The sequence below is a fragment of the Arthrobacter sp. Helios genome, assembly GCF_023167125.1.
GTDB lineage: Bacteria > Actinomycetota > Actinomycetes > Actinomycetales > Micrococcaceae > Arthrobacter_B > Arthrobacter_B luteolus.
In genome coordinates this window covers 1,541,024-1,565,720 of record NZ_CP095402.1, presented here as the reverse complement: position 1 = coordinate 1,565,720, position 24,697 = coordinate 1,541,024, and the positions used below count along the sequence as shown (strand labels likewise).

Here is a 24,697-nt window from a genome sequence, read left to right as displayed (position 1 = left end):
ACAAACGACGGCCACGGCTGCGTGAGGTGCAGATGATGACAATGACGACGACGGCCGGCAAGCCGCAAAGCGCTGGGAAGGCGAAGCCAGCTTCGGCGGCGACCCGGGTGCTCGCCCGCCGTGAGTCACGGGTGGCGCTGATGTTCGTGCTCCCCGCGTTCCTTCTCTTCCTCGCGTTCCGTTTCGCACCGACCTTCGCCGGCGTCGCGCTGAGCCTGTTCGAATACGACATCTCGGGGGAGGTCGCCTGGACCGGCATCGCGAACTTTCAGCGGCTCATCGCAGATCCGCTCTTTTGGCGGTCACTGGGAACGACGGTGGCCTACACCGTCTGCGCCGTCCCGCTCTCGCTCGTGCTCTCGACACTCATGGCACTCGGAGTGCGGCGTGCCTTCCGGGGTGCCCGTTTCTTCCGCTCCATCTTTTTCCTCCCCGTGATCACCTCCCTCGTCCTGGCAGGTTCCATCTTCGTTTGGATCTTCTCGGCAAACGGGCCGTGGGCCGCGCTGATGACCCCGCTGGGAATCAGCGGATCCTGGCTGGGCAACACTGCTCTCGTTGTGCCGGCGATCGTCTTGGTCGGCGTGTGGTCCCGTTTCGGCTACGGAATGATGATCATGATCGCCGCCCTGCAGGACGTCCCACGCGAGCTCGAAGAGGCAGCGCTCATGGATGGAGCGAACGCCTGGCAGCGCTTCCGGTGGATCATTCTGCCGTACCTGCGCCCCACGATTTTCTTCCTGGCCGTCATCGAGACGACTTTCGCGATCCAAGTCTTCGACGTCATCTATGTGATGACCCAAGGCGGCCCCGCGCACGCCAGTTATTCACTCGTCTACATGCTTTATGACCAGGGTTTCCGGTACTTCGACTACGGTTATGCCGCCGCAATCGGCGTCGCGCTCTTCGTTATGACCCTGATCGTTGCCCTCATTCAGCGCCTCGTGATCGGAAAGCAGAAATGACCGGAACGACCGAGCGGATCCGCACTGAGAAGGCCCGCCGTGAACCTGCCGCGCCGAGCCGCAACCGCTCATTCCGAGCTCTGGAGCCGACGCGCAAGGGCGTCGTGCTGCGCTGGATCTGGCTTTCGGTGGCCGCTGTCTTCAGCTTCTTCCCGTTCTACGCGATGATCGTGCTGAGCTTGAAGCCGGGCCAGGTCGTCGAGCTTCCCGGGTCCCTGCTGCCGACGGGATTATCCTTCGACGCCTATTCGCAGGTTCTCAGCGGTCAGAACATCCTGGGGTGGCTCGGCAACACGCTGATCTACTCGCTGGTCTCTGTCGTCGTCGTACTGTTCCTGTCGGCTCTCGCCGGATACGCATTCGCCAAGAAGCGCTTCGCGGGCAAAGAGGTGATGTTCTGGTCGTTCATCGCGATGGTCATGGTGCCCTTCCACGTAACGCTCATCCCGACGTTCATCCTGATGGCCGGACTCGGCGGCATCAACACATACTGGGGCTTGATCCTGCCAACCCTTGCGAACGCTCAAGCGGTGTTCCTTATGCGGCAGTTCATCCAGGGGCTGCCGGACGACCTCTTCGAGGCGGCCCGCATCGACGGTGCCGGGGAATTCCGAATCTTCCTGCAGATCGTGCTCCCGCTGTGCAGGCCGATCCTGGCCACTCTGGGAATATTCGTCTTCCTTTGGCACTGGAACGACTTCCTGTGGCCCCTCATCATCGCCAAGTCCAATGACATGTTCACCCTGACCGTGGGCATCTCCTCACTCCAACAGCAGACGGTACCGCTGAGCACGATGCTCGCAGGCTCGGTCGTCGCTCTTATCCCCATTTTCTTCGCGTACCTCATCGCTCAGCGGTACGTGCAGGAGGGCGTGACCAGCACCGGAATTAAGGGCTGACGCCTGCCTTGATATCTCCTCACTTTAGGAAGGACCTACACGTGACAGTTCACGCATTCGACGGAGAAGCGGCACTTGAAAACGTGCTCACCACCCCCAGCGAGGCTCTCGTCGCCGATCTTGCCAAAGGAGCCGGCGATCTCGTGATCCTCGGCGCCAGCGGAAAGATGGGCCCGACACTTGCCGTGCTGGCGCGCAGGGGGATGGATGCCGCCGGCCGCGCCGGCGATCGAGTGTTCGCTGTTTCCCGCTTCAGCGACGCCTCCGTCCGCCAGCGCCTGGAGTCTTCGGGTGTTACGGCCATTCCCTTTGACCTCGTCGCGAACGACGACTTCTCCTCGCTCCCCGACGCCCCGAACGTTGTCTTTATGGTTGGTGCGAAGTTCGGTGCCTCCACCGCCCCCTCCTGGGCATGGGAAGTCAACGCTGCCCTTCCCGACCGGATAGCGCGACGCTATCGGAACAGCACGATCGCCGTTATGTCGACCGGTAATGTGTACCCGTTCGTCCCGGCATCTTCGGGCGGCGCCTCCGAGGATATCTTCCCTGCTCCGATCGGCGAGTACGCACAGTCGTGCCTGGGCCGCGAGCGCGTTTTCGAATTCGCAGCGCAGGAGCGCGGGACACGTGTATCGATTATCCGCCTGAACTATGCCATCGACCTCCGGTACGGGGTGCTCGCCGACATCGCGAGCGCCGTGCATGCAGGACTGCCCGTGTCGGTCGCGACGGCAAACGTGAACGTGGTCTGGCAGGGCTACGCGAATGAGGTGGTACTCCGCAGCCTCGAACAGGCATCGTCCGATGTGTTCACCATCAACCTCACCGGCCCGGAGACTCTTAGCGTCGCTGCCGTCGCACGCCGGTTCGGCCAACTTTTTGTGCGCGACGTCGAGCTGATCGATGAGCCAATGCCAACGGCACTGCTGAGCGACTCCAGGCGCTGCATGGCACTGTTTGGCTACCCGCCGATCACGGCTGACGCCTTGATCGAGCTGCAGGCGGCGTGGGTCGAGGCCGGGCATCCAATGTCGGCAAAGCCGACCAAGTGGGCCGTCCGGGATGGCAAGTTCTGATGCCGTCTGTCCTTGGCCTGCGCCCTGAGGCAGCACGCACGCTGGCGCGTGGCGCGGTTATCCCAGCGCATCCACTTGCTCTGACGGCTGAGCGCCGTCTCGACGAACGCCGTCAGCGTGCCTTGACCCGGTACTACCTCGAAGCTGGCGCCGGAGGCGTCGCAGTAGGTGTGCACACCACGCAGTTCGAGATCCGCGACGCCGAGCATGTTCTCTTCGAGCCTGTGCTGGCTCTCGCCGCAGAAGAGCTCGACGCCCACGGTGAAGCAGGCGTTCTGCGCATCGCGGGTGTCGCGGGGGGAACGGCGCAGGCAGTGGCAGAGGCCGAGGTCGCACGGTCGCTCGGATACGACGCCGTCTTGGTGAGCCCGCGCGTCGAAGGCGCGGATAACCGGTTGCTCCTGGACCGGGCGGCGGCCGTGGGAGAAGTGCTCCCCGTAATTGGCTTCTACCTCCAGACGGCGATCGGCGGGCCGGTGCTGGGGCGGGACTTCTGGCGCGACTTCGCGTCGATCCCGTCGGTGGTGGCGGTCAAGGCCGCGCCGTTCGACCGCTATCGTACGCTCGAGCTGGTGAGGGGCGTCGCGGCGTCCGGCCGCGCGGACGAGATCGCGCTCTATACCGGCAACGACGACGCGATCATTACCGATTTGCTGACGGAGTTTCACGTCGACGCGCCTGATGGGCCGTGCACGCTCCGTTTCGCCGGGGGCCTCCTCGGCCAATGGGCGGTGGGGACCAAAGCTGCAGTTGCTCTGCTTGAGAAGGCCCATCAAGCCGCGGCCGGAGACGCCGGCTCACGCCGCGAGATGCTTCGTCTCTCTGCCGACCTTGTCGACTTCAATCAGGCGGTATTTGATCCTGCGAACGATTTCCACGGCGTTATCGCCGGGGTGCATGAAGTGCTCCGCCAGCAGGGCCTCCTCCAGGGCATCTGGTGCCTGAACCCCGAGGAGGGACTGTCGCCGGGGCAAGCGAAGGAGATCGAGCGCGTGCGTCTGGCATACCCCGAACTCAACGATGACAGCTTCATCTCGGAGAACCGGGATCGGTGGCTGCGGTGAGGGCGCTCCGGATTGTGCCTACCAGGATCGGCTAAGCGGATGCGCGTCGCCTTCGTGGGGCTGGCGCACTCGCACCCGTATGCCGATGCCGGCAACCTCCTGGCGCTTGGGGGTGAGGTTGCCGGCGTGCACGACGTAGATGCAGCCGCAGCTGCGGATTTCGCGGATCGCTTTGGCGGGAGACCAGCATCCTCGATCGCCGCGCTCCTGCGCGTGCGCCCCGACGTCGTCATCGCGACGCCGCATCCCCATCAGGTATTGACCGTCGCGTCCGCGCTGCGCGACGCCGGGACGCTCGCTTTCTTCAACAAGACGGTCGCCGCCACAGACGCAGCGATCAAGGGCTGGGAACGCTCGATCGCCGGTGCGGAACACCGAATCGGCACCTGCTCGGTGCTACGCTTCGCCCCGGCGCTCGAGGAGTTCGCCGACACGCTCGCGGGATCCGAGGTGCTCGCCGTGCGGGTCACGGCGCAGCACGATGCCGCAGGCTTCCGAACGGTGGGGCGGCGGTGGCAGGACGACCCAGGCTCAGGTGGAGGTACCGCAGTGACAGTGGGCGTACACGCCTGGGAGCTGATCGACAAGGTGCTGCCCGGTGCCTGGATCGTAGACGGCACGGGCTGGACGTCCACGAAGGAGGACCAGCGAACCCTCTCGGAAGATGTGGCGGGCGTGGGCGTAAGGATGCGGACGCTCCCGGGGCGCTCCGTGCCTGTGCACGCCCTGATCTCCGGGCTTCCAGGCAACGATGCCTACGCGCTCGAGGTGCTTACGGACCGCGGTTACCACAACCTGTCGTTGGACATCACCACCGCTAACACCGCGCTCGGATTCCGGGGGCTCATACAACGCCTTGAAACAGAAGTGCCGCTCGGCCGCGTTCCCGCGCCCTGGACCGAGTCCCACATTAGGGTGCGCAATACGGTTCGCGCCGCAGCTATCGCCCGCAGCGATCTGTCCTCGAAACGCTGACGGGACGCGGGACTCTGACCCCGTTGAGGCGAGACCGAACTCCCGGGGTTATGACCGTCAGAGGCGCGCGGCCCACACCGTGCGGCTCCCACGCATCGAAAGGTCCGTGCGCCGGGCCAAGGACTGCGGGCCGTCCGGGTCCAGCAGCTGATCCAGGGTGGCGAGGTCCTCCGCGGACAGGGCGTCCTCGAGTCCGGTGCGCATGCGGGACAGGAAGGCCTGGGCGTTTTGGGCGATCAGTTCCGGTTTGCGCTCCGTGGCGTAGGCAAAGGTGCGCTGTCCGGCGATCGTCATACCGGCGTGCTGTATCGCCGGTGCCCAATCCGGATGTGAGTTCCAGCCGGCAGCCGCGACGGCCGCATGGCAGCGCTGCTCCAGTCCCGGTGTGCCGAATCCCAGATCATCGGGGAGATACCGCGGCAGGGTATCCATTTCCACAACCACCAGCAGGCCCTCCGGTGCCAGTGTCCGGGAGATCCGGTCAAATACGTGCGCAGGGTCGCTCATATGGTGCATCGAGGAGGCTGCCCAGACCAGATCAATGCTGGAAAGCTGGGGCCAGCCGGTATCGAGATCGGCCTGGAGGGTGGTGACCCGGTCCGACAGCCCCTGGTTTTCCATCATTGCGGCCACCCGCTGCAGCATAAATTCGGACTGGTCGACTGCTACTACCTGGGCGGCAGGAAAGGTGCGGGTCAGCCCAAGGGTGCCGGTCCCGGTTCCCGCACCCAGGTCCAGGATGGTTGCCGGGTTTGGCTGATGGGCAGCGGTCCACTCGGAGATCTCCTGCAGGTGCTCCTTCAGCAGGAGTGCATCGAGGTCCAGCACCTCGGCCAGGCCGGACTCGTCACCGTGCTGGTGGTTGTGGTGTCCACTCTGCTGGTGGCTGTGTTGGCTGTGCTGAGGGGTCTGCCGGGAACCGTTCTGATGCGGGGATGTCATGGGTTAAGCTTAAACAAGACTTGCCATAGTCGAATACACTCTTGCCTATGACGCAAGATCTTCAGGACCTTTCCTTGGATACGGTAATCCGGCAGCGCGTCAAGGGCCTCCGCCTGGCGAAGGGCTGGTCGCTGGATGCCCTGGCTGCCCGCTGCTTCCTCAGTCCATCAACCCTCAGCCGCATCGAGACCGGACACCGCAGGATTGCCCTGGACCAGCTGGTGCCGCTGGCCAAGGCGCTGGGAACCACGCTGGATCAGCTGGTGGAATCAAATGCGGATGACGACGTCGTGATCCGTGCCGAGCCACAACACCAGCGCGGCGTCACGACGTGGCTCCTCTCGCGGGAGCATTCGGCCAGCGGCACCACCGTGGCGAAGATGCGGATCACCGCGGAACGCTCAGCAGACGACGCCGGCCTCAGTGTCCACCCGGGGCGGGAGTGGTTCACCGTCCTGTCCGGCACCGTCAGCCTGATGCTCGGGGAGCGGACCATCCTGGTCCATGAAGGGCAGGCTGCGGAGTTCTCCACGATGGTTCCGCACCACGTCGGCGCGCATGAAGGCCCGGTGGAAATCCTGACGATTTTCGACCATGGCGGGGAAAAAGCACACCTGCACGCGCCCGCCCGGTCCTGATGCCCTAGTAAAGCTCACTTTACGTAAAGGTAGCTTGACTGTACAGTTTCCTTGACAGGGCATTTCCGTCTTTTCGAAGGGCAGTCAGATGAGCACCAAGGTTCAGCGGACCAAGTGGGGCCGTGCACGTTTTGGGGGCGGTGCCGCGGCATTGCTGAGCGCTTCCCTGGTGGCCGGTATCCTCACAGCCGCCGGTTGCGGCGCACTGTTTAGCTGGCTGCGGAACGGTGGGAATCCGCTGATGGAGTTCGCCGTGATGGCGGCTGCTGTCCTGCCGGTTGCAGCCGCACTTGCCTGGGCTGTGCTCGTTGACCGCTCGACCCTGGCCGGAGCAGTCGACAAACCCGAGGATTCCGTGGAGTCCTCCTGGTATGACAAAGCAGCTAGTGGTGCCTTTACGGACATTCTGCTGGTTGCCGGGATTAGCTGTGCAGCAGTCGCATTTCTGGGGATTGAAGGCCCCGCCAGCCTGATCCTTGCCGTCGTGATTCTCTTTTCCATGCTGGATTTCGGTGCACGATACCTCTGGCTGAAAAAACTGGCGGGCGCATGAAAAACACGCTGCCCGAGCGCCGCCAGGAAATCGGGTGGTCCCAGCAGCGCCTGGCAGATGAGCTCGGAGTCTCGCGCCAGACCATAATCTCCATCGAAAAGGGACGCTACGACCCCTCGTCGCCGTTGGCGTTCCGGCTGGCGGGCGTCTTCCACTGCCGGATCGAAGAGCTGTTCCTGCCGGAGTAGAGGAGTAGAGCATCCGAGCAGATCCAGTGTTACGGGCGGAAGGACAACACGGTCTTCAGGTGAGAGGGTTTTGACATGGAAGAACCGCTGTTGAAGTCCCGCCTGCCGATCGCCGCTGCTCCCATGGCCGGCGGCCCAACGACGACGGCGCTGGCCCTCGCGGTGGCGGAAGCCGGAGGTTTTCCGTTCCTGGCCGGAGGGTACAAAACCCCGGAAGCCCTCGGCGTGGAGATCAAACAGCTCCAGGCCAGCGGGCATCCGTTTGGGGTGAACCTCTTCGTACCAACGGACCCCACCGTCGATGAAGATGCTTTCCGGAGCTACGCACGTGAGCTGCAGCCCGACGCCGGCCGATACGGTTTGACGCTCGACCCGCGGCCCGTGCAGGACGAGGATTTCTGGGACCAGAAGGTGGCCCTGCTGCTCCAGGACCCGGTGCCGGTGATTTCGCTGACCTTTGCCCTGCCCGAGCCGGCGGTCATCGCAGCGCTGCAGCGGGCAGGAAGCCGGATCCTCGCCTCCGTGACCACTGCGGGCGAAGCGCAGCAGGCGGAGGCAGCAGGTGTTGACGGGCTGGTGGTGCAGGGGCCGTCCGCGGGAGGGCACAGTGCCACGTTCGCTCCGGAGCGCAGGATCGATCCGATCAGCACTGAAGACCTGGTCCGGACCGTCCGCGCCGGAACCAGGCTGCCGGTCATCGCCGCCGGCGGCGTCGACGGTCCAGAGGCTCTCCGCGGGCTCCTGGATGCCGGCGCCGAAGCGGCCGCGGTGGGCACCCTGCTGCTCCTCGCCGATGAGGCCGGCACTTCACCAACGCACCGGACCGCGCTGGCTGATGCCGCCTATACCGAGACCGTCCTGACCCGTGCCTTCACCGGCCGCCCGGCCCGGGCCCTGCGCAACGGCTTCATTGACCGGCACGAGCAGCACGCACTGAATGCTTACCCCGCCGTCCATCACCTCACCCGTGCCCTGCGCCAGGCCGCCGGCAAAGCGGGGGACAGCGGCACACTGCACCTCTGGGCCGGCACCGGGTGGCGCAGCGCTCCGGGCGGGCCTGCTGCCGGCATCGTCGGGTGGCTGGCGGACGAACAGCCGCGGCCACCCGCGGCGGGGCTGCTGGGAGCGTGAGGGTGCAGCTCTGGTGACCTGGCAGTAAAAAACCAGCCGGGCTCGGTCCCCTCAAAAGGGGCCCCTACGTTTCCTCAGCGTTGGCGGTTGCCTCGATCCAGTCGATGACTTCATCTGAGTAGTAGAGGCCGGCCTGGCCGCCGCCTTCCTCAGCAGGCGCCTCGGCAGGCAGGGCTGCTGGTCCTCCCGCGCCCAGGACTTCAGCTGCCACGCCGCCCGGTACAGCGTCGCCGTTGTTATTCATCAACCACGCACGGGTGCCGGGTTCCAACCGTGACCACCACCGTTTGTTCGCTGCCTGCTGGCCGCTGCTCATTTACCCAGTATGGCCTGCCGCTGCAGGCACGGCACAGTGCTTAGCCGAAGGAACCGCCAGCGACCGGAATGGTCTCCGCGGCGCAGGCGTCTTAGGCTGAAAGGGACGCTGCGGCACGCCGCAGCCGCCGGATCATTTGAAAGGACTCCCTTGAGCAAGCTGCCCTGCGCTGAACTCCACCTCCACATCGAAGGAACCCTGGAGCCGGAGCTGATCTTTGAACTGGCTGCCCGCAACGGAATCGAACTGCCGTATGCGGACCTCGATGAGCTTCGTGCCCGCTACGAGTTCACCGATCTGCAGTCCTTCCTGGACCTGTACTACGCCAACATGGACGTGCTGCGCACCGAAGCCGACTTCGCGGACATGACCCGCGCGTACCTGGCCCGGGCAGCCGCCGCCGGCGTCCGGCACGTGGAAATGATGGTCGATCCGCAGGCGCACCTGGTCCGCGGCGTCGCTCTGGAAACCTGCATCAACGGTGTTGCCTCCGTCCTGGCGGTGTCCCAGGAGGAGTTCGGCATCTCCTCGGCCCTGATCGCCGCTTTCCTGCGGGACCGTTCGCCGGAAGAGGCTGCCGGGGTCCTCACCGACCTGCTGGCCATGAACGCCCCGATCATCGGCATCGGCCTGGATTCAGCAGAGCTGGGCAACCCGCCGGAGAACTTTGTGCCGCTGTATGCGCAGGCACGGGCCGCCGGCCTGAAACTGGTGGCCCACGCGGGCGAAGAAGGTCCGTCGCACTACATCGAGCAGGCCCTGGACCTGTTGCTCGTGGACCGGATCGACCACGGGATCCGCTGCATGGATGACCCGGCGCTGGTCGAACGCCTGGAGCGGGACCAGATTCCGCTGACTCTCTGCCCGCTGTCCAACGTCCGCCTGCAGGCTGTGGATGCATTGGAAAGCCACCCGCTGCCGCTGCTGCTGGAACAGGGACTGAACGTCTCCGTCAATTCGGATGATCCTGCCTATTTTGGCGGCTACGTTGACGACAACTTTGCCGTGCTCCGCGAGACCTTCGACCTCAACCCCGCCCAGCTGGCCCAGCTGGCCGGCAACTCGATCACGGGTTCCTTTGCTTCTGCTGAACGCAAGGATGAGCTGCTGGCTGAGCTTGAGGCCTGGCTGCTGGTGCAGGGGACCGCTTAGTCACCGTCCCCGCCGGAAGGTCAGGCGGACGACGGCGCCGGCCACAACGGCCATCAACCCCAGGGAGATGACCAGCAGCGGCAGGGACAGGGCCAGCAGCAGCGCCCCGGCCAGCCCCAGCAGGTTCAGCACCCGCGGCGTATACCACCGCCGTGACCGCAGGCTGAAGGCGGTTACGGCGGTGGTGCCCGCATAAAGTAGGCCAAAGAAGGCTGCCACCCCCAGCAGGGTGCCGGGCGGAAACGCCGCCACCAGGACAACGACGACGGCGGCTCCCGCAGTGATACCGGCCCAGTGCGTCTCCGGCCGCCCCTTCAGTGCAGCCCGGGTCCGGCCGAACACCGACGGCAGTTCCCCTTCATCCGACATGGCCGAGGCGACGCGGGCGCAGCCCGCATTGAGGGCAGAGAGCACACCCAGCCCGGCGGCGGCCGCGGCAATCAGCACGGCCCCGGTGCCGATGCTGCCGCTGACCTGCGACACCGGACCTAGAACCGGAGCGGCTTCCGCGGCCAGGGCCGGAGCGCCAAAATAGCTCAGCAGTGACTGCCCCACCAGCAGATACAGGCCCAGGACGACGGCAAGGGCGGCGGGAAGCGCCAGCGGAATGTTACGTGCGGGGGAGCGGACATGCGGTCCCAGCGACGCAAGATAGCCGTAGCCGATGAACGCGAAGTAGAGCAGTGCGGCCGACTCCAGGATGCCGGCAAGCCCTGGCTCCGGCAGCGTTGCCAGTTTTACGCTCCCGGGAGGATGGTCGGAATTGAAAGCGGCCACCGCCACGAAGGCCAGCACCGCAATCACGAACGCGACAATAAACCGGGACACCCAGTCGCTGCGGGTGATTCCAAAGATATTCAGCACAGCGGTCAAGACGACGGCGCCAACCGCCACGGGAACCGCGAAATCCGGCAGCAGATAGGTGCCAAGCATCAGGGCGGCAACAGCGGAGGCTGCCAGCCGGGAACAGAGGAACACCCAGCCAGTGACAAAGGCGGCGGTGGGACCGAGGAGCAGACGCGCTGCGCGGGTGCCGCCGTCGTCGTAATTAGCTTGATCCGCGTCCAGGGCGGCACTGACCTGGAAGATCGACACGCCGCACGCATAGGCGACGACGGCCGCGATGAGCAGCGGCACCGCCAGCCCGCCGCCGTCCGCCGCCACCGCAGCGGGAAAAACCACAAACACCCCGGCGCCAACGATGGATCCGATGCCGGCCATAGTCGCATCGAAGCCGCCGAGGGGACGGTTCAGGGCAGCGTTGCCGGACACTCATCCTCCGATCAGTCTGCCCTTGGCCGGGAACAGAATGGATCACCGGTAAACTCGAAGAAGATCTCTACTCACAATGGGCGGGAACAGGTGTTTCCGCAAGCAATCAAACTTGAAAGGACTGCTGTGCTGCGCACACACGCCCTTGGTTCCCTGAGGGCCGAGCATATTGGACAGACCGTTACCCTGGCCGGCTGGGTTGCCCGCCGCCGCGACCACGGAGGCGTTGCCTTCCTCGACCTGCGTGACGCCTCCGGCGTAGCCCAGGTGGTTGTCCGGGAAGAAGACGTTTTCCACGGCCTGCGCAACGAGTACGTCCTGCAGATCACCGGCAAGGTCGAGCGCCGTCCCGAAGGCAACGAGAACCCTGCGCTGGCCACCGGCGAGGTTGAGGTCATTGCCGACGAGGTTGTTATCCTCAACACCTCCGATCCGCTGCCCTTCCAGATCGACGAACACGTGGAAGTTGGCGAGGAAGCCCGCCTGAAGCACCGCTACCTGGACCTGCGCCGCCCCGCTCCGTCCGCGGCACTGCGCCTGCGCTCCGAAGCCAACCGTGTAGCCCGTGAACTGCTGCACGGCGAAGGCTTCGTCGAAATCGAAACCCCGACCCTGACCCGGTCCACCCCCGAAGGCGCCCGCGACTTCGTGGTGCCGGCCCGCCTGGCACCCGGTTCCTGGTACGCCCTCCCGCAGTCGCCGCAGCTCTTCAAGCAGCTGCTCCAGGTCGGCGGGTTCGAGAAGTACTACCAGATTGCCCGCTGCTACCGTGACGAGGACTTCCGCGCCGACCGGCAGCCGGAGTTCACCCAGCTGGACATCGAAGCCAGCTTCGTCGAGGAAAACGACATCATTGCCCTGGGCGAGGAAATCGTCAAGGCACTCTGGAAGCTGATCGGCGTCGAGATCGAAACCCCGATCCGCCGCATGACCTACGCCGATGCCATGGCCCGCTACGGCTCGGACAAGCCGGACCTGCGCTTCGGCCTGGAACTGACCGAACTGACGGAGTTCTTCAAGGACACCACTTTCCGCGTGTTCCAGGCACCGTACGTCGGTGCGGTGGTGATGCCCGGCGGCGCCTCGCAGGCACGCCGCACGCTGGATGCCTGGCAGGAATGGGCCAAGCAGCGCGGCGCCAAGGGCCTGGCCTACGTGCTGGTGCAGGAGGACGGCACGCTGACCGGTCCGGTCGCCAAGAACCTTACCGACTTTGAGCGCGAGAACCTCGCCGCGAAGGTTGGCGCCAAGCCCGGCGACTGCATCTTCTTCGCCGCGGGCCAGACCTCCGAAGCACGTGCCCTGCTCGGCGCGGCCCGCGTCGAAATCGGCCACCGCACCGGCCTGATCGATCCCAAGGACTGGGCTTTCGTCTGGATCGTCGACGCCCCGATGTTCGAGCCGGCCGCCGCAGCCGTCGCTGCCGGCGACGTTGCTGCCGGTGAAGGCGAATGGACCGCTGTGCACCACGCGTTCACCTCGCCGAAGCCCGAGTTTATGGACACCTTCGACAAGGATCCCGGCTCCGCCCTGGCCTACGCCTACGACATTGTCTGCAACGGCAACGAAATCGGCGGCGGCTCCATCCGTATCCACCAGCGGGACGTCCAAGAGCGCGTCTTCAAGGTGATGGGCATCTCCGAGGAGACCGCGCAGGAGCAGTTCGGCTTCCTGCTCGAAGGCTTCAAGTACGGTGCTCCGCCCCACGGCGGAATCGCCTTCGGCTGGGACCGCGTGGTGGCCCTCCTGGCCGGTGCCGACTCCATCCGCGACGTCATTGCCTTCCCGAAGTCCGGCGGCGGCTACGATCCGCTGACCTCCGCTCCGGCACCGATCAGCGCCCAGCAGCGCAAGGAAGCCGGCGTCGACTTCAAGCCGGAAAAGAAGCAGGACAAGCAGCAGGAGAAGCCCGCGGCTGAGTAACAGCAGCAGTTAAAAGCCCGGCCGTCAAAAAACGGCCGGGCTTTCTGCTGTCCGGGTAGCCCCGGAACTAGAGGCTGACGGTCCCGGAAATCCGGGTCCTGCAGTCACCTCCGACCCACAACGGTTCCGTCGGAGCGCACATGGACCCGGCCGGCCCGGCAAGGACTTCCTCCGCGGACTCCGGGCTGCAGGCGTCGACTTGCCGGATTGGCCGGGGGACTGCTGAGCGGTATTTCCTGCTTCACTGTGGCAGGTTATCAGCGGCTGGTGTTTCCGGTTCCAGGCGGACTTTCCCGGTGTCAATGTTTGCCAGGTTCCATCACCGGATATAGGAAGCATGCTTGCGGTTTATCGGCTGGAGATTAATTTATGGAATCGCGGGCAGGTTTGGCCCTTCGCTATTCCAGCGGAGGAATGACGGTCATAGGGTTTTAAAGGCGATTATTTTCTGCCCGCACCTGATAAATATGTCACATCGCCGATTCACCGCGGGCCGACGAGGAACACGAATGCAGCGTCAAGATCCGCGCAACCAGAACCGTAACAAGAGGCGCTACAAGAAATGTGGCAAAAAACCCGGCAGCAGCCACAAACACCCGCTGGCGGCCCGGCTCACCACCGCATCGCTGGGGACGGCCCTGGTCCTGGGGCTCACGGGCTTTACGACGGAGATACCCCGGACCGGAGAAGGCGGAGCCGCGTCATTGACGGCGGAACCAGCATCTTCCGTGCTTCCGCTGGACATCGCGGGATTCTACGACACCACGGCGTCGGGGGCGCAGCGGCAGCTCCGCAACGACCTCACCGGAAATCTCGAAGGCCAGGTGCAGTTTGCCCAGAGCCATACAATCAACGCGAAGGGAAACGCTGCGGCGAAAATGCCGTCCCTGGTCGCCGAAAGGGCAGCACTGGTTCTCTTCTCACCGCTTTCCGGAGCCACACGCGTAAGTGTCACGGCCTCGGTGAACGGCACAGCACAGGGGACACTGGAGCTGGCGGCGCCGGCGGATATTCCGCGCTCCGATATGAGCATTACCAATAACAGGCCGGACATCGCTTATTCCTCAACAGCCTGGACAGCTGAGCTGCCGTGGAATTGGATGAAACCGGGCCTGGAACTGACGTTCACAACGGATACGGGCAGTGGAGTCCTCGGCCGGAACGGCATTGAATTTGCGGCCCCGGCCGAAATGATCATCAGCTCCATCCAGCTCGGCATGCTTACCGACTATCCAAACACCGACGGTCACTACATGTTCAACGAGCCGGAGAAATCGGGCGCCGACTATTTCCAGACCATTCCTGTCTCCAAACTGACGATGGCCATCTACGAGCCGGTGCGCCTGGACAAAGTGATTGTCGGCTCCGGGGTGATCTACGATCAGAAGAGCGCCGTCAACGGCGACGTCTACTCGGGCGACATGCGCGAAAACGTTGGCAAGGCGCAGGTAAGCACCGGCATCAACCTCGCGAACTTCGGCACCACCAGCGGGCCGATGGACCAAAAGCAGCCGGGCACCTTCAACCAGCGGATAATCCATCATTCCGCCGGAAACTACGCCAACGGGGTGCAGACCCACGGCCTCAGCGGCGGCAACGGCATGGCGACTCTGTATGACTCGGTGGGGAACGAGCTCAGCCACGAACTCGGGCACTCCTACGGGCTTGGGCACTATCCCGGCGTCGACACTTCCAAGCAGGGCGACGAGCGGGTCATTAACGCCAGCCACCACAGTGAGAGCGGCTGGGGCTACATCGCCTACCGGGACCGGATGCGTTCCAATCTCTCCGCGAACACGGCCTTTACCGCGGCCGGCTTCGATCTGAGCGCCGGCAACTTCACGCAGAACTATCAGGGCATCTACAACTACCACCGGGACACCATGTCCGGAGGCAGCAATTCGAGCACCCTCTCCCGCTACACACACCTCACCGGCTACAGCGCAGAGATCACCCAGCGTTCCCTCCGGACAGTGGTGCCGGACCTTGACTATCCGAGCGGCTACCGCGACTGGGATTCCGCAGCCGGCGGATACGTCGATGCAAAGGTGAAGACGCCTGCCTTTTCGGCCCCCCGGCCCTCCGAGGTCGGTGTGCCGGTGTACACGCTGCTTGGCGGGTACAACCCCGCAGTGCCAGAGCAGACAGTGCTCTACCCGGCCTTCCGGAGCAACTACGGAAACGTCTTCGACCTCCCGCAGGCAGACACTACGGCCATGGACTCCACCCGCAGGTGCTGGATGGAAATCAGTTTCCAGGACGGACGGGTGGACAAAACCGCGCTGCTGGCCACCAACGGGGTGAAGCAGTTCAACATCAACCTGTCCCACGCGGACAAACCGACCGATGCCTCCATCCACTGCCGAGTGAACGGCACAACGACGAAGCTTGGCAACACCATCACCATCGCCTCAGACCAGGAGCCGCTGCGGCCCGCCGTCGTCATTGGCCAGGACGCAGGCTACGAAGCCCTGCGCGCCGTCGAACTTCCGGAGCTTGAGGCGAAGCTCCAGGCCGCCGCCAAGCAGGCGGTACCGCTGCTGGACACGGACGGCATGATCTTGCTGGAGAGCTGGAAAGACGATCTGAGCGGCCTCACGCCGGTGGCCCAGGGTGTGGCAGCAGCTGTCCAGAAGCAGTCCGCCGCAGCTGCCTCGGTCGATGCCTTCATCCAGCGCAATCAGGCAAAGCTCGACGCACAGGACCCGGCCGCCACAGCGGAGCTGTTCACCCTGATGTCTTCCCTCGGACTGGTGGAGAGTCCCACGCAGGTCCTTCCTGCCGGTGGCCGGCTGCTTGTTGACGGCGGACATTGCCTGGTGCTGGGCGCGGACCTCGGCGTCACAGTCCCGCAGGACAAAACCCTGTGCGCAGACACCGCCGCCCAGCGCTGGGTGATGGACGCACGCGGGGCGGTTCACAGCGAAGAGCGTCCGGACCTGTGCCTGGTTCCCGGTACGCCGGTGAAGATGGCGGCGTGCGCCACGACCGCAGCGTCCCAGGTGTGGATCGCCGAGGCCGACGGACACCTGAAGAGTGCGGTGTCCAACTACCTCGACTTCCACCGGCACCAGGGAATCGCCGGCATGTACGGCCGGACGTCCGGGGCCAACCAGATCTGGCAGGGCCTGGCCGCATCGCAGAACCCGGGAATGGCAACGCTGAAGGCCAGCAGCATCGCCACGCTCTCCGGACTGAATTTCGCCACTGCCGTGATCGACACGTTTATCCAGGACAATCAGGCAAAGCTCGATGCGAAGGACGCGGCAACCACGGCGGAACTCGCCGCCCTGATGTCCTCAAACGGCTTCACGGAAAATTCCACCCGGATACTGCCGACCGGAGGCCGGCTGCTTGTCAACAACGGGCACTGCCTGGTGTTGGGCGGGGACCTCAGCGTTACCGTCCCTAAAAACAAGGCACTGTGCGCTGACACTGCGGTCCAGCGCTGGTTTATGGATACCCGCGGGGCGATCCACAGCGAAGCACGGCCCGATATGTGCCTGGTGCCCGGCACCCCGGCCAAGGTCGCTGCCTGCTCTGCTGCCGAAGCTAATCAGGAGTGGCTCCCCGAGGCAGACGGACATCTCAAGAGCGCGGTTTCGAGCTACCTCGACTTCTACCGGGACGAGGGAATCGTGGGGATGTATTCGAAGAACGCCGGAGCGAACCAGATCTGGACCGGGCTCACAACATCCGCCAACCCGGGGATGGCCAGCCTGAAAGCCGGCAGCATCGCGACGCTGTTCAGCCTTGGACTGGACGCGTAGCTCAGCAGGAGGGATTTAGCAGCAGGGATTTAGCACCGAAAGGGTGCACACCCCGGGGCAATTCAGCCCGGGGTGTGCACCCTTTTCCTTGGTACTGAGTCCGGCTGCTACAGAATCCGGCGGTTGCCTGTCCCGGTCAGGCGAACTCAGGAACCGCCAGGTTACGGAACGCTGAGCCGTGGAATACCAGCGGTTCATGGGCGTCCTCATGGGTGGAGTAGCCGTGGACCCGTAGAAGCACCACAGCGTGGTCTCCGGCCGGTACCTCATTTTCGATCGAGCAGTCGAGCCACAGGGCAGCTTCGTCCAGGAACAGCGCGCCCTCAGCTTCGTGCAGTTCGAGGCCGGCGAACCGGTCGCCGTCGCGGGAGGCAATCTGGCGGCAGACGCCGTCGTGCCCTGTCCCGAGGACGGACACGCCGATCCGCTGCGCGGAGCGCAGCACCGGCCAGGTCCGCGAGGTGTTCTGGACCGCGAACATGACCAGCGGCGGCTCCATGGAGACCCCCACGGTGAAGGACGACGCGACGATGCCCTGCGGTACGCCGTCAATTTCGGCGCACAGGGCCGCGATTCCGGATGGGAAACGGCCAAACGCGCGGCGGAGGGCAGTGGGCTGCAGATCGGTTTCAAGGGCCATGGGACTTCCTCTGCCTGATGCGCCCGCTGCCCGGAAGGCAGCACGGGGACGCTGTACTTGCCGCACCGGGAGATCCACCGGGACGGCCGAATCGTCACCTGGAGCACCCCGCTATGGCGAGAGGGTTGCCGTCCAACCGGCCAGGGCCTGTGGCTGGAACTCTTGATTCTGCCCATCAATCTAGGGGCGGGGCAGGGGCGGGCGCAAACCCGTGTCACACGCAGTGGCGGATCCGCAACACTTCGTAACCGCCGGGCTGCCAGCCTGCTGCCGGGGGAGCCACTAAAGTGTCCGCATGAGACAACGCTGGTTCAAGCAGGTAGACGTCTTTGGCAGCCGCCCCTTTCAGGGCAATCCGCTGGCGGTGGTGCTGGACGGGGACGGCCTGGACGATGAAGCCATGCTCCAGTTCGCGCGCTGGACAAATCTCTCGGAGACGACGTTCGTGCTCCCGGCCACGCAGGAGGAAGCCGACTACCGGGTCCGGATCTTCACGCCAGGGGGAGAGATTCCGTTCGCGGGCCATCCAACACTCGGCACCTGCCATGCGTGGACCGAGGCCGGGAACACCCCGGTACGGCCGGGGCTGGTGATCCAGGAGTGCGGAATCGGCCTGGTGCCGCTGCGGGTCAATGCCGGGCTGGCCGCGTTCGCCGCGCCAAGGCTCATCCGGACCGGTCCCGTGGAGGAGGACATCCTTGCCCGGGTCACCGCTGCTCTGGGGCTCACCCCGAACCAGGTGGACGGCCACCAGTGGGTGGACAACGGGCCGGGGTGGCTGGGGCTGCTGCTGCCCGACGCGGAGACAGTGCTTTCGCTGCGCCCGGACCACGCCGCGCTCGGCAACCTTCGGGTCGGCGTGATCGGCCCGCAGCCCGAAACCGCTGAAACCGACTTCGAGGTGCGCGCCTTCGCCCCCGGCCTGGGCGTATCCGAGGACCCGGTCACCGGCAGCCTGAATGCCGGCCTGGCCCAGTGGCTGATCGGTGAAGGCCTGGCCGGGGAACGCTACACGGTCACGCAGGGCACCGCAGTGCACCGTTCCGGCCTGGTCCGGGTCTTTATGCGGGAGGGCCGCATCTGGGTGGGCGGAGAGTCCGTAACCTGCATCGACGGTTCAGTTTCCCTCTAGCCCGCCGGGTTTCCTTCCAGTCCCTGAACTCCGCTGGCAGTCTGGGACTCCATCCGCCGGGGACCGCTGGTCCGCGGAGAGGGAGAGCGCGCGGGTAGCCTTGGGATGTGAGTGACTTGTTCAGCAGCGATGAGGACCTGGACCCCGAGGACAGCGGCGGTTCGGGGGAGCGGGACGCCGACGGCGGTGCGCGCCAGCGCCCGCGCAGCCCCCTGGCGGTCCGCATGCGTCCGCGCAGCATCGATGAGGTGGTGGGACAGCAGCACCTGCTGGCACCGGGTTCCCCGCTGCGGACCCTCGCCGAAGCCCCCCAGGGCGGGCCGGCCGGCCCGTCTTCGGTTATGCTCTGGGGGCCTCCCGGCACCGGGAAAACCACCCTCGCACACGTTGTCGCCCGCGGGCCGGGACGGAAGTTCGTTGAACTGTCCGCCATCACCTCCGGGGTGAAGGACGTCCGGCGCGTGATGGATGAAGCACTGACGGCCAGGGACCTGCACGGTGTCACCACAGTGCTTTTCCTGGACGAAATCCACCGGTTCAATAAGGCCCAGCAGGACGCACTGCTTCCCGGGGTGGAGAACCGCTGGGTGGTGCTGATTGCGGCGACCACCGAAAATCCGTCCTTCTCCGTCGTCTCGCCCCTGCTTTCACGGTCACTGCTCCTGACGCTGAAGCCGCTGACCGAGGCCGATATCTCCAGCCTCCTGCTCCGCGCCGTGGCCGATGAGCGTGGCCTCGCCGGACGGATTCAGCTTCATGATGAGGCACTCGAGCATCTGGTCCGCCTTGCCGCCGGTGACGCACGCCGGGGGCTGACTGCGCTGGAAGCCGCTGCCGGTGTTGCCTATTCCGAACGTGACCCGGACGAAGAGGTGCCGACCGTCCTGCTGTCCCATGCCGAGCAGGCACTGGACGTGGCCGCCCTGCGCTATGACCGGGCGGGGGACCAGCACTACGACGTCACCAGTGCGTTTATCAAGTCGCTGCGGGGATCCGACGTTGATGCCGCCCTGCATTACCTGGCCAAGATGCTCGAAGCGGGGGAGGACCCGCGCTTTATCTCCCGGCGCCTGATGATTTCCGCTGCCGAAGACGTGGGCATGGCAGATCCGACCGCCCTGCAGACGGCTGTTGCCGCGGCACAGGCCGTGCAGATGATCGGTATGCCCGAAGGCAGGCTGATCCTGGCGGAAGCGGTGGTGCACATAGCCACGGCACCCAAATCCAATGCCGCTTACAAGGCGATCGGCGCTGCGACCGCGGATGTGCGTGCCGGTTACGGCACCGGAGTGCCTTCCCACCTGCGGGACGCCCACTACCCCGGGGCGAAACAGCTGGGCCACGGCAAGGGCTACATCTACTCCCACGACGAACCGCACGGGGTCGCCAAGCAGCAGTATGCCCCCGATGACCTGGTGGGCAAGGACTACTACAAGCCCACCGCCAACGGTGCGGAACGGGATATTTCTGCGCGGCTGGAGCGCCTGCGGGGGATCATCCGGGGGCAGTGACAGCCGGCACACACCCGGCAGTCAGCCGCCAGTCAGCCGGCATCATGGCGCCGCGGCCTCGGGCCGGCCCATGCTAGGATTGATGGTTGACTGGCAAGCGCTCTGCCGGACATTCCAATTCTGATTCAGCCGGGTTCACCCCGGCAGGGCAGAGGCGTGTCACGGCAGCAGCGTTGCAGCGGAAGGCAGCGGTTGGCCGGAGCTCTCCCTAATGGAGGCCAGTGACTACGTATCAGCTGTGGAAACGGCGGGCTTGTCCCGTCGCAGACGCAGCGAAACCGCCAAAACAGTGAAAGGTGAACGTGGCTAATTCAACACGTGCACGCCGTCAGGCCCGCGCTTCGCGCGCCCTCGGCATTGCTTTGACCCCCAAGGCAGCAAAGTACTTCGAGCGTCGGCCTTACCCCCCGGGTGAGCACGGCCGCGCCCGCCGCAAGCAGGACAGCGACTACGCAGTACGTCTGCGTGAAAAGCAGCGCCTGCGTGCACAGTACGGCATCCGCGAAGCACAGATGACCCGTGTCTTCGAAGAAGCCCGCCGCACCGCCGGCCTGACCGGTGAAAACCTGATCGAGCTTCTCGAGATGCGTCTTGACGCCCTCGTGCTGCGTGCCGGCTTCGCCCGGACGATCGCCCAGGCCCGCCAGCTTGTTGTGCACCGCCACATCATGGTTGACGGCGCCCGCGTGGACCGCCCGTCGTTCCGCGTGTCCGAAGGCCAGCTCATCCATGTGCACCAGCGCAGCGAGACCATGACGCCGTTCCAGGTTGCCGCTGCCGGCGCCCACCGCGACGTCCTGCCCGCTGTTCCGGGTTACCTGGATGTCTCCCTGGACAAGCTGCAGGCCCGCCTGGTTCGCCGCCCGAAGCGCTCGGAAGTCCCCGTGACCTGCGAAGAGCAGCTCGTGGTGGAATACTACGCACGCTAATTCGACTGCGTTCCCGGTTCCCGGGAACACAAGGCGAAACCGGAACAGCCCGTGGCCCCGTGCCGCGGGCTGTTTCGTTTGGTACAGCCACACCGGGCTGCACGCAACCGCAGTCGCCGCAGTGTTCAAGTGAGTGTCCCGGCCCGCGAATGGGTAAGGTACATAGCGGAAATGTCTTCGAACCGATCCCAAGGAGAACCATGTCAGGTGGAGATATCGCCGGTCTGATCGCAGCCGGTGTGTTTGCCGTGCTGGTTGCGCTGCTGGCCGTACCCATCATCAAACTGGGAAAGGTCTTCGATGAACTTCGCGGATCCATTAAGACCCTCAGCGACGAAACCACTCCGTTGATTGACGAAGTGACCACCACTGTTTCCACCACCAACCTGCAGCTGCAGAAGGTGGACGGCATTTCCTCGAATGTCTCCGACGCGTCCGCGAACGTCTCGGCCCTGACGTCGCTGATCGCGGCTACCGTCGGCTCCCCGCTGATCAAGGTCTCCGCTTTCACCTACGGTGTACGTACCGCACTGGCTGCCCGCCGGCCCGCCGGCCGCGGCCGCCGCAGCCGCTAGGCCCGACCGCCACACCACCACAGGAGCAGTCATGATTAAGCGTGTGTTTTGGATGTCGATCGGCATCACCATCGGCGTCATCGCCGTCCGCCGTCTTTCAGACGCCAGGGAAACGCTCGGTCCCGCCGGGCTCAACCGGGCCGTCGGCAGCGCCACCGACGCCGTGCACCACTTCACCGACGCGTTCCGCGACGCCATGAACCAGCGGGAGGGCGAGCTCCGCTCTGCCCTTGGGCTGGAAACCACTGACACCGTCGCCGACACCATGTCAGCTGCGCGCCGCTGATTTTCCTCCCGCGTGCAGCTGCCCTGCGCGTGCCTGATTTACCAGAAGGGTAAGAAACACCATGAAGTCCCACGAGATTGCACGCCGCTGGCTGGATTTCTTCAGCCGGAAGGGCCACACGGTCGTTCCCTCCGCGTCGCTCGTTTCCAATGACCCGTCGCTGCTCTTCACGGTCGCCGGCATGGTGCCCTTCATCCCGTACCTGACCGCCCGGGAGACGCCGCCGTACAACCGGGCGACCAGCGTCCAGAAGTGCATCCGCACCGCCGACATCGAAGAGGTCGGCAAGACTGCCCGCCACGGCACCTTCTTCCAGATGGCCGGAAACTTCTCCTTCGGTGATTACTTCAAGGAAGAGGCCATCACCTTCGCCTGGGAGCTGCTCACCAGCCCGGTGGAAGACGGCGGTTACGGGCTGGATCCTGAACGTCTCTGGGTCACCGTCTACCAGGACGGCGACGAGCGCGACGACGAGGCCCGTGCCATCTGGCGGGACAAGATTGGTGTGCCGAACGAGCGGATCATCGGCACCGGCAAGGAAGACAACTACTGGACCACCGGCCAGGCCGGTCCGGGCGGGCCCTGCTCCGAGATCTACTATGACCGCGGTCCGGCCTACGGCCAGGAAGGCGGCCCGGCCGTCGACGAGACCCGGTACATCGAAATCTGGAACCTGGTCTTTATGCAGTACCAGCTCTCCGCCGTCCGCTCCAAGACCGACTTCGATGTTGCCGGCGAACTGCCGCAGAAGAACATCGACACCGGCCTCGGCCTGGAACGCCTTGCGATGATCCTGCAGGGCGTGGAAAACATGTACGAGACCGATCAGGTCCGTCCGGTGCTGGACAAGGCCGCAGAGCTCGCCGGCAAGGAGTACACCTCCGCCGAAGACCCGTCGGACCCGCACCACACTGACGACGTCCGGATGCGTGTTGTCGGCGACCACATCCGCTCCGCCCTGATGCTGATTTCCGACGGTGTGACCCCCTCCAACGAAGGCCGCGGCTACGTGCTGCGCCGCCTGATCCGCCGTGCCGTGCGGGCCATGCGCCTGCTCGGCGTCGAAACCGCTGTGCTGCCGGAGCTGCTGCCGGTATCCCGGGACGCGATGAAGGGAACCTACCCCGAGGTTGAAACCGACTTCGCCCGGATCTCCCGCATCGCCTACGCCGAGGAAAAGGCGTTCCTGCGCACCATCGCCTCCGGCACCGAGCGGCTCGACGCCGCTGTGCAGGAGTCCAAGGCAGCCGGCCGTCCGCTCTCCGGCGAGGATGCCTTCGCGCTCCACGACACCTACGGCTTCCCGATCGACCTGACCCTGGAAATGGCAGAAGAGGCCGGGCTCAAGGTGGATGAGGCCGGGTTCCGCTCCCTGATGCAGGAACAGCGCCAGCGCGCCCAGGCCGACGCCCGGGGCAAGAAGCACGGCCACTCCGATGTTTCGGTCTTCAACGAACTCCTCCGTGCCGGACAGACCGTCTTCACCGGCTACGACGAGCTGACCACCGAATCCGCCGTCCGCGGCATCATCGCCAACGGGGAATCCGTCTCCCACGCCGGCCCGGGCTCCGAAATCCAGCTGGTGCTGAACGAAACACCGTTCTACGCCGAGGCTGGCGGCCAGGCGGCCGACGTCGGGCTCATCACCGGTGACGGCTTCGTGCTTGAGGTCTCCGACGTCCAGCGCCCCGTCAAGGGCCTGACCGTGCATAAGGCGATCGTGCGGGAAGGCGAAATCTCCGCCGGCGCCCTGGCCCTGGCAGCAGTGGACGCCGAGCAGCGGCACGCCGCTGAGCAGGCGCACTCCGGCACGCACATCGTGCATGCCGCCCTGCACCAGATCCTCGGCCCGGAGGCCCTGCAGCGCGGCTCCTTCAACAAGGCCGGCTACCTGCGCTTCGACTTTTCCTGGGGCGAAGGCCTGTCCGATGCCGCGAAGTCGGAAATCGAAGAGGTCTCCAACCTGGCGATCCGCAACAACCACAAGGTCGAAACCAAGGTCATGCCGCTGGCAGAAGCCAAGGCCCTCGGTGCCATGGCACTGTTCGGTGAAGCCTATGGGGACAACGTCCGGGTGGTGGAGATCGACGGCGACTGGTCCCGTGAGCTCTGCGGCGGTACGCACGTGGATTCGACCTCCCGGATCGGCAGCCTGACCCTGCTCGGCGAACAGTCGGTCGGATCCGGAAACCGCCGTGTGGAAGCCTTCGTTGGTATGGACGCCTTCCGGCACCTCGCCGCTGAGCGCGCCCTCGTGAACGAGCTCTCCGATCTGCTGAAGGTTCCCTCGGTGCAGCTGCCGGAGCGGGTGGCCGCAACCCTGGCCAAGCTCAAGCAGGTGGAGAAGGAACTGGAGCGCCTGCGCCGCGAGCAGCTGGCTGCCTCGGCCGCAGCCCTGGTGGGCACCGCCGTCGACATTGACGGCGTCCGTCTCCTGGCGCACGACGCCGGCACCGTCTCCGGTGCCGACGACCTGCGGACCCTGGCACTGGACCTGCGGTCCCGGCTCGGCAGCGAAGCCGCTGTGGTTGCCGCCGCCGGTGCTGCCAACGGCCGGCCCGTAGTCATCGTGGCCACCAACGAGGCCGCGCGTTCCGCGGGTGTGAAGGCCGGTGCGCTGGTGAAGACCGCTGCCGGTGTCCTCGGTGGCGGCGGCGGAGGCAAGGACGACGTCGCCCAGGGCGGCGGAACCGACGCCTCAAAGGTGTCCGAAGCCCTGACTGCCATCCGCGCCGCGGTGGCGAACCGGGGCTAGCACCG

At 65.3% G+C, this 24,697-nt stretch carries 22 protein-coding genes and 1 riboswitch; of the genes, 18 read left to right on the top strand and 4 right to left on the bottom strand.

Going from position 1 to position 24,697, the window contains the following annotated elements:
• Positions 1 to 41: 41 nt before the first annotated feature.
• The 5 genes from ArtHe_RS06955 to ArtHe_RS06935 all read left to right on the top strand — a co-directional run bounded on the left by ArtHe_RS06955 (position 42) and on the right by ArtHe_RS06935 (position 4,979).
• Complete coding sequence (locus ArtHe_RS06955) at positions 42 to 965, top strand: sugar ABC transporter permease (protein ID WP_151723993.1); 924 nt, start codon at positions 42 to 44, stop codon at positions 963 to 965.
• Positions 962 to 1,864 (top strand): carbohydrate ABC transporter permease, encoded by a 903-nt coding sequence (locus ArtHe_RS06950; RefSeq protein WP_248319344.1) that lies wholly within the window; start codon positions 962 to 964, stop codon positions 1,862 to 1,864. Before ArtHe_RS06955 ends, ArtHe_RS06950 begins: the two co-directional genes overlap by 4 nt.
• A 41-nt stretch (positions 1,865 to 1,905) precedes the next feature.
• Positions 1,906 to 2,940, top strand: coding sequence for an NAD(P)-dependent oxidoreductase (locus tag ArtHe_RS06945; RefSeq protein ID WP_066297500.1), 1,035 nt, complete (start codon positions 1,906 to 1,908; stop codon positions 2,938 to 2,940).
• 170 nt (positions 2,941 to 3,110) lie between these two features.
• The gene (locus ArtHe_RS06940; RefSeq protein WP_246168576.1) at positions 3,111 to 4,004 is read left to right on the top strand and encodes a dihydrodipicolinate synthase family protein; all 894 of its coding nucleotides are present in this window, start codon (positions 3,111 to 3,113) and stop codon (positions 4,002 to 4,004) included.
• Positions 4,005 to 4,016: 12 nt separating this feature from the next.
• Positions 4,017 to 4,979, top strand: a complete 963-nt coding sequence (locus ArtHe_RS06935) for a hypothetical protein (RefSeq protein WP_248319342.1) — start codon at positions 4,017 to 4,019, stop codon at positions 4,977 to 4,979.
• A gap of 57 nt (positions 4,980 to 5,036) precedes the next feature.
• Here ArtHe_RS06935 and ArtHe_RS06930 read toward each other — a convergent pair whose 3' ends face one another.
• Entirely contained in the window at positions 5,037 to 5,921 is an 885-nt protein-coding gene (locus ArtHe_RS06930; RefSeq protein ID WP_248319340.1) for a class I SAM-dependent methyltransferase, read from the bottom strand.
• Between the two features lie 47 nt (positions 5,922 to 5,968).
• Between ArtHe_RS06930 and ArtHe_RS06925 the strand changes: the two genes are divergently transcribed.
• The 4 genes from ArtHe_RS06925 (at position 5,969) to ArtHe_RS06910 (ending at position 8,431) form a co-directional block, all read left to right on the top strand.
• Positions 5,969 to 6,559 carry a helix-turn-helix transcriptional regulator gene (locus tag ArtHe_RS06925; protein ID WP_248319339.1) on the top strand — a complete coding sequence of 197 codons (591 nt, stop codon included), beginning with the start codon at positions 5,969 to 5,971 and terminating at the stop codon, positions 6,557 to 6,559.
• Positions 6,560 to 6,647: 88 nt separating this feature from the next.
• Positions 6,648 to 7,112 (top strand): hypothetical protein, encoded by a 465-nt coding sequence (locus tag ArtHe_RS06920; protein ID WP_248319337.1) that lies wholly within the window; start codon positions 6,648 to 6,650, stop codon positions 7,110 to 7,112.
• Positions 7,109 to 7,300 carry a helix-turn-helix transcriptional regulator gene (locus tag ArtHe_RS06915; RefSeq protein ID WP_248319336.1) on the top strand — a complete coding sequence of 64 codons (192 nt, stop codon included), beginning with the start codon at positions 7,109 to 7,111 and terminating at the stop codon, positions 7,298 to 7,300. Before ArtHe_RS06920 ends, ArtHe_RS06915 begins: the two co-directional genes overlap by 4 nt.
• 75 nt (positions 7,301 to 7,375) lie before the next feature.
• A complete protein-coding gene (locus ArtHe_RS06910; protein ID WP_248319334.1) occupies positions 7,376 to 8,431 on the top strand; it encodes a nitronate monooxygenase in 1,056 nt (351 codons plus the stop codon).
• Between the two features lie 64 nt (positions 8,432 to 8,495).
• Here the strand turns inward: ArtHe_RS06910 and ArtHe_RS06905 are convergent, their stop codons facing one another.
• Positions 8,496 to 8,747: a hypothetical protein gene (locus tag ArtHe_RS06905; RefSeq protein ID WP_248319333.1), complete on the bottom strand. Its 252-nt coding sequence runs from the start codon at positions 8,745 to 8,747 to the stop codon at positions 8,496 to 8,498.
• Positions 8,748 to 8,897: 150 nt separating this feature from the next.
• Here ArtHe_RS06905 and ArtHe_RS06900 point away from each other — a divergent pair, with 150 nt between their 5' ends.
• The gene (locus tag ArtHe_RS06900) at positions 8,898 to 9,899 is read left to right on the top strand and encodes an adenosine deaminase (RefSeq protein WP_248319331.1); all 1,002 of its coding nucleotides are present in this window, start codon (positions 8,898 to 8,900) and stop codon (positions 9,897 to 9,899) included.
• Here the strand turns inward: ArtHe_RS06900 and ArtHe_RS06895 are convergent, their stop codons facing one another.
• Entirely contained in the window at positions 9,900 to 11,171 is a 1,272-nt protein-coding gene (locus ArtHe_RS06895; protein ID WP_248319329.1) for an APC family permease, read from the bottom strand.
• Between the two features lie 126 nt (positions 11,172 to 11,297).
• Between ArtHe_RS06895 and aspS the strand changes: the two genes are divergently transcribed.
• Together aspS and ArtHe_RS06885 are read left to right on the top strand one after the other, a co-directional pair.
• Positions 11,298 to 13,094, top strand: a complete 1,797-nt coding sequence (gene aspS, locus ArtHe_RS06890; RefSeq protein ID WP_248319327.1) for an aspartate--tRNA ligase — start codon at positions 11,298 to 11,300, stop codon at positions 13,092 to 13,094.
• A 509-nt stretch (positions 13,095 to 13,603) separates the two neighbouring features.
• Complete coding sequence (locus ArtHe_RS06885) at positions 13,604 to 16,864, top strand: M66 family metalloprotease (protein WP_248319326.1); 3,261 nt, start codon at positions 13,604 to 13,606, stop codon at positions 16,862 to 16,864.
• A 136-nt stretch (positions 16,865 to 17,000) separates the two neighbouring features.
• On the opposite strand, the gene ArtHe_RS06880 is transcribed toward ArtHe_RS06885, so the two are convergent.
• Positions 17,001 to 17,504 (bottom strand): flavin reductase family protein, encoded by a 504-nt coding sequence (locus tag ArtHe_RS06880; RefSeq protein ID WP_248319324.1) that lies wholly within the window; start codon positions 17,502 to 17,504, stop codon positions 17,001 to 17,003.
• Positions 17,505 to 17,552: 48 nt separating this feature from the next.
• Positions 17,553 to 17,672: riboswitch (SAM riboswitch) on the bottom strand.
• A gap of 127 nt (positions 17,673 to 17,799) precedes the next feature.
• On the opposite strand from ArtHe_RS06880, the gene ArtHe_RS06875 reads away from it, so the two are divergent.
• From ArtHe_RS06875 to alaS, 6 genes are all read left to right on the top strand, one after another.
• Entirely contained in the window at positions 17,800 to 18,636 is an 837-nt protein-coding gene (locus ArtHe_RS06875; RefSeq protein ID WP_066297528.1) for a PhzF family phenazine biosynthesis protein, read from the top strand.
• A gap of 137 nt (positions 18,637 to 18,773) precedes the next feature.
• The gene (locus ArtHe_RS06870; RefSeq protein ID WP_248319706.1) at positions 18,774 to 20,147 is read left to right on the top strand and encodes a replication-associated recombination protein A; all 1,374 of its coding nucleotides are present in this window, start codon (positions 18,774 to 18,776) and stop codon (positions 20,145 to 20,147) included.
• Between the two features lie 302 nt (positions 20,148 to 20,449).
• The gene (rpsD, locus tag ArtHe_RS06865; RefSeq protein ID WP_055242205.1) at positions 20,450 to 21,076 is read left to right on the top strand and encodes a 30S ribosomal protein S4; all 627 of its coding nucleotides are present in this window, start codon (positions 20,450 to 20,452) and stop codon (positions 21,074 to 21,076) included.
• Between the two features lie 200 nt (positions 21,077 to 21,276).
• Positions 21,277 to 21,651, top strand: coding sequence for a DUF948 domain-containing protein (locus ArtHe_RS06860; protein ID WP_066297533.1), 375 nt, complete (start codon positions 21,277 to 21,279; stop codon positions 21,649 to 21,651).
• A gap of 31 nt (positions 21,652 to 21,682) precedes the next feature.
• Positions 21,683 to 21,937, top strand: a complete 255-nt coding sequence (locus tag ArtHe_RS06855; RefSeq protein ID WP_306303023.1) for a hypothetical protein — start codon at positions 21,683 to 21,685, stop codon at positions 21,935 to 21,937.
• A 61-nt stretch (positions 21,938 to 21,998) separates the two neighbouring features.
• Entirely contained in the window at positions 21,999 to 24,692 is a 2,694-nt protein-coding gene (gene alaS, locus ArtHe_RS06850) for an alanine--tRNA ligase (protein WP_248319323.1), read from the top strand.
• The last annotated feature ends 5 nt before the right edge of the window (positions 24,693 to 24,697 follow it).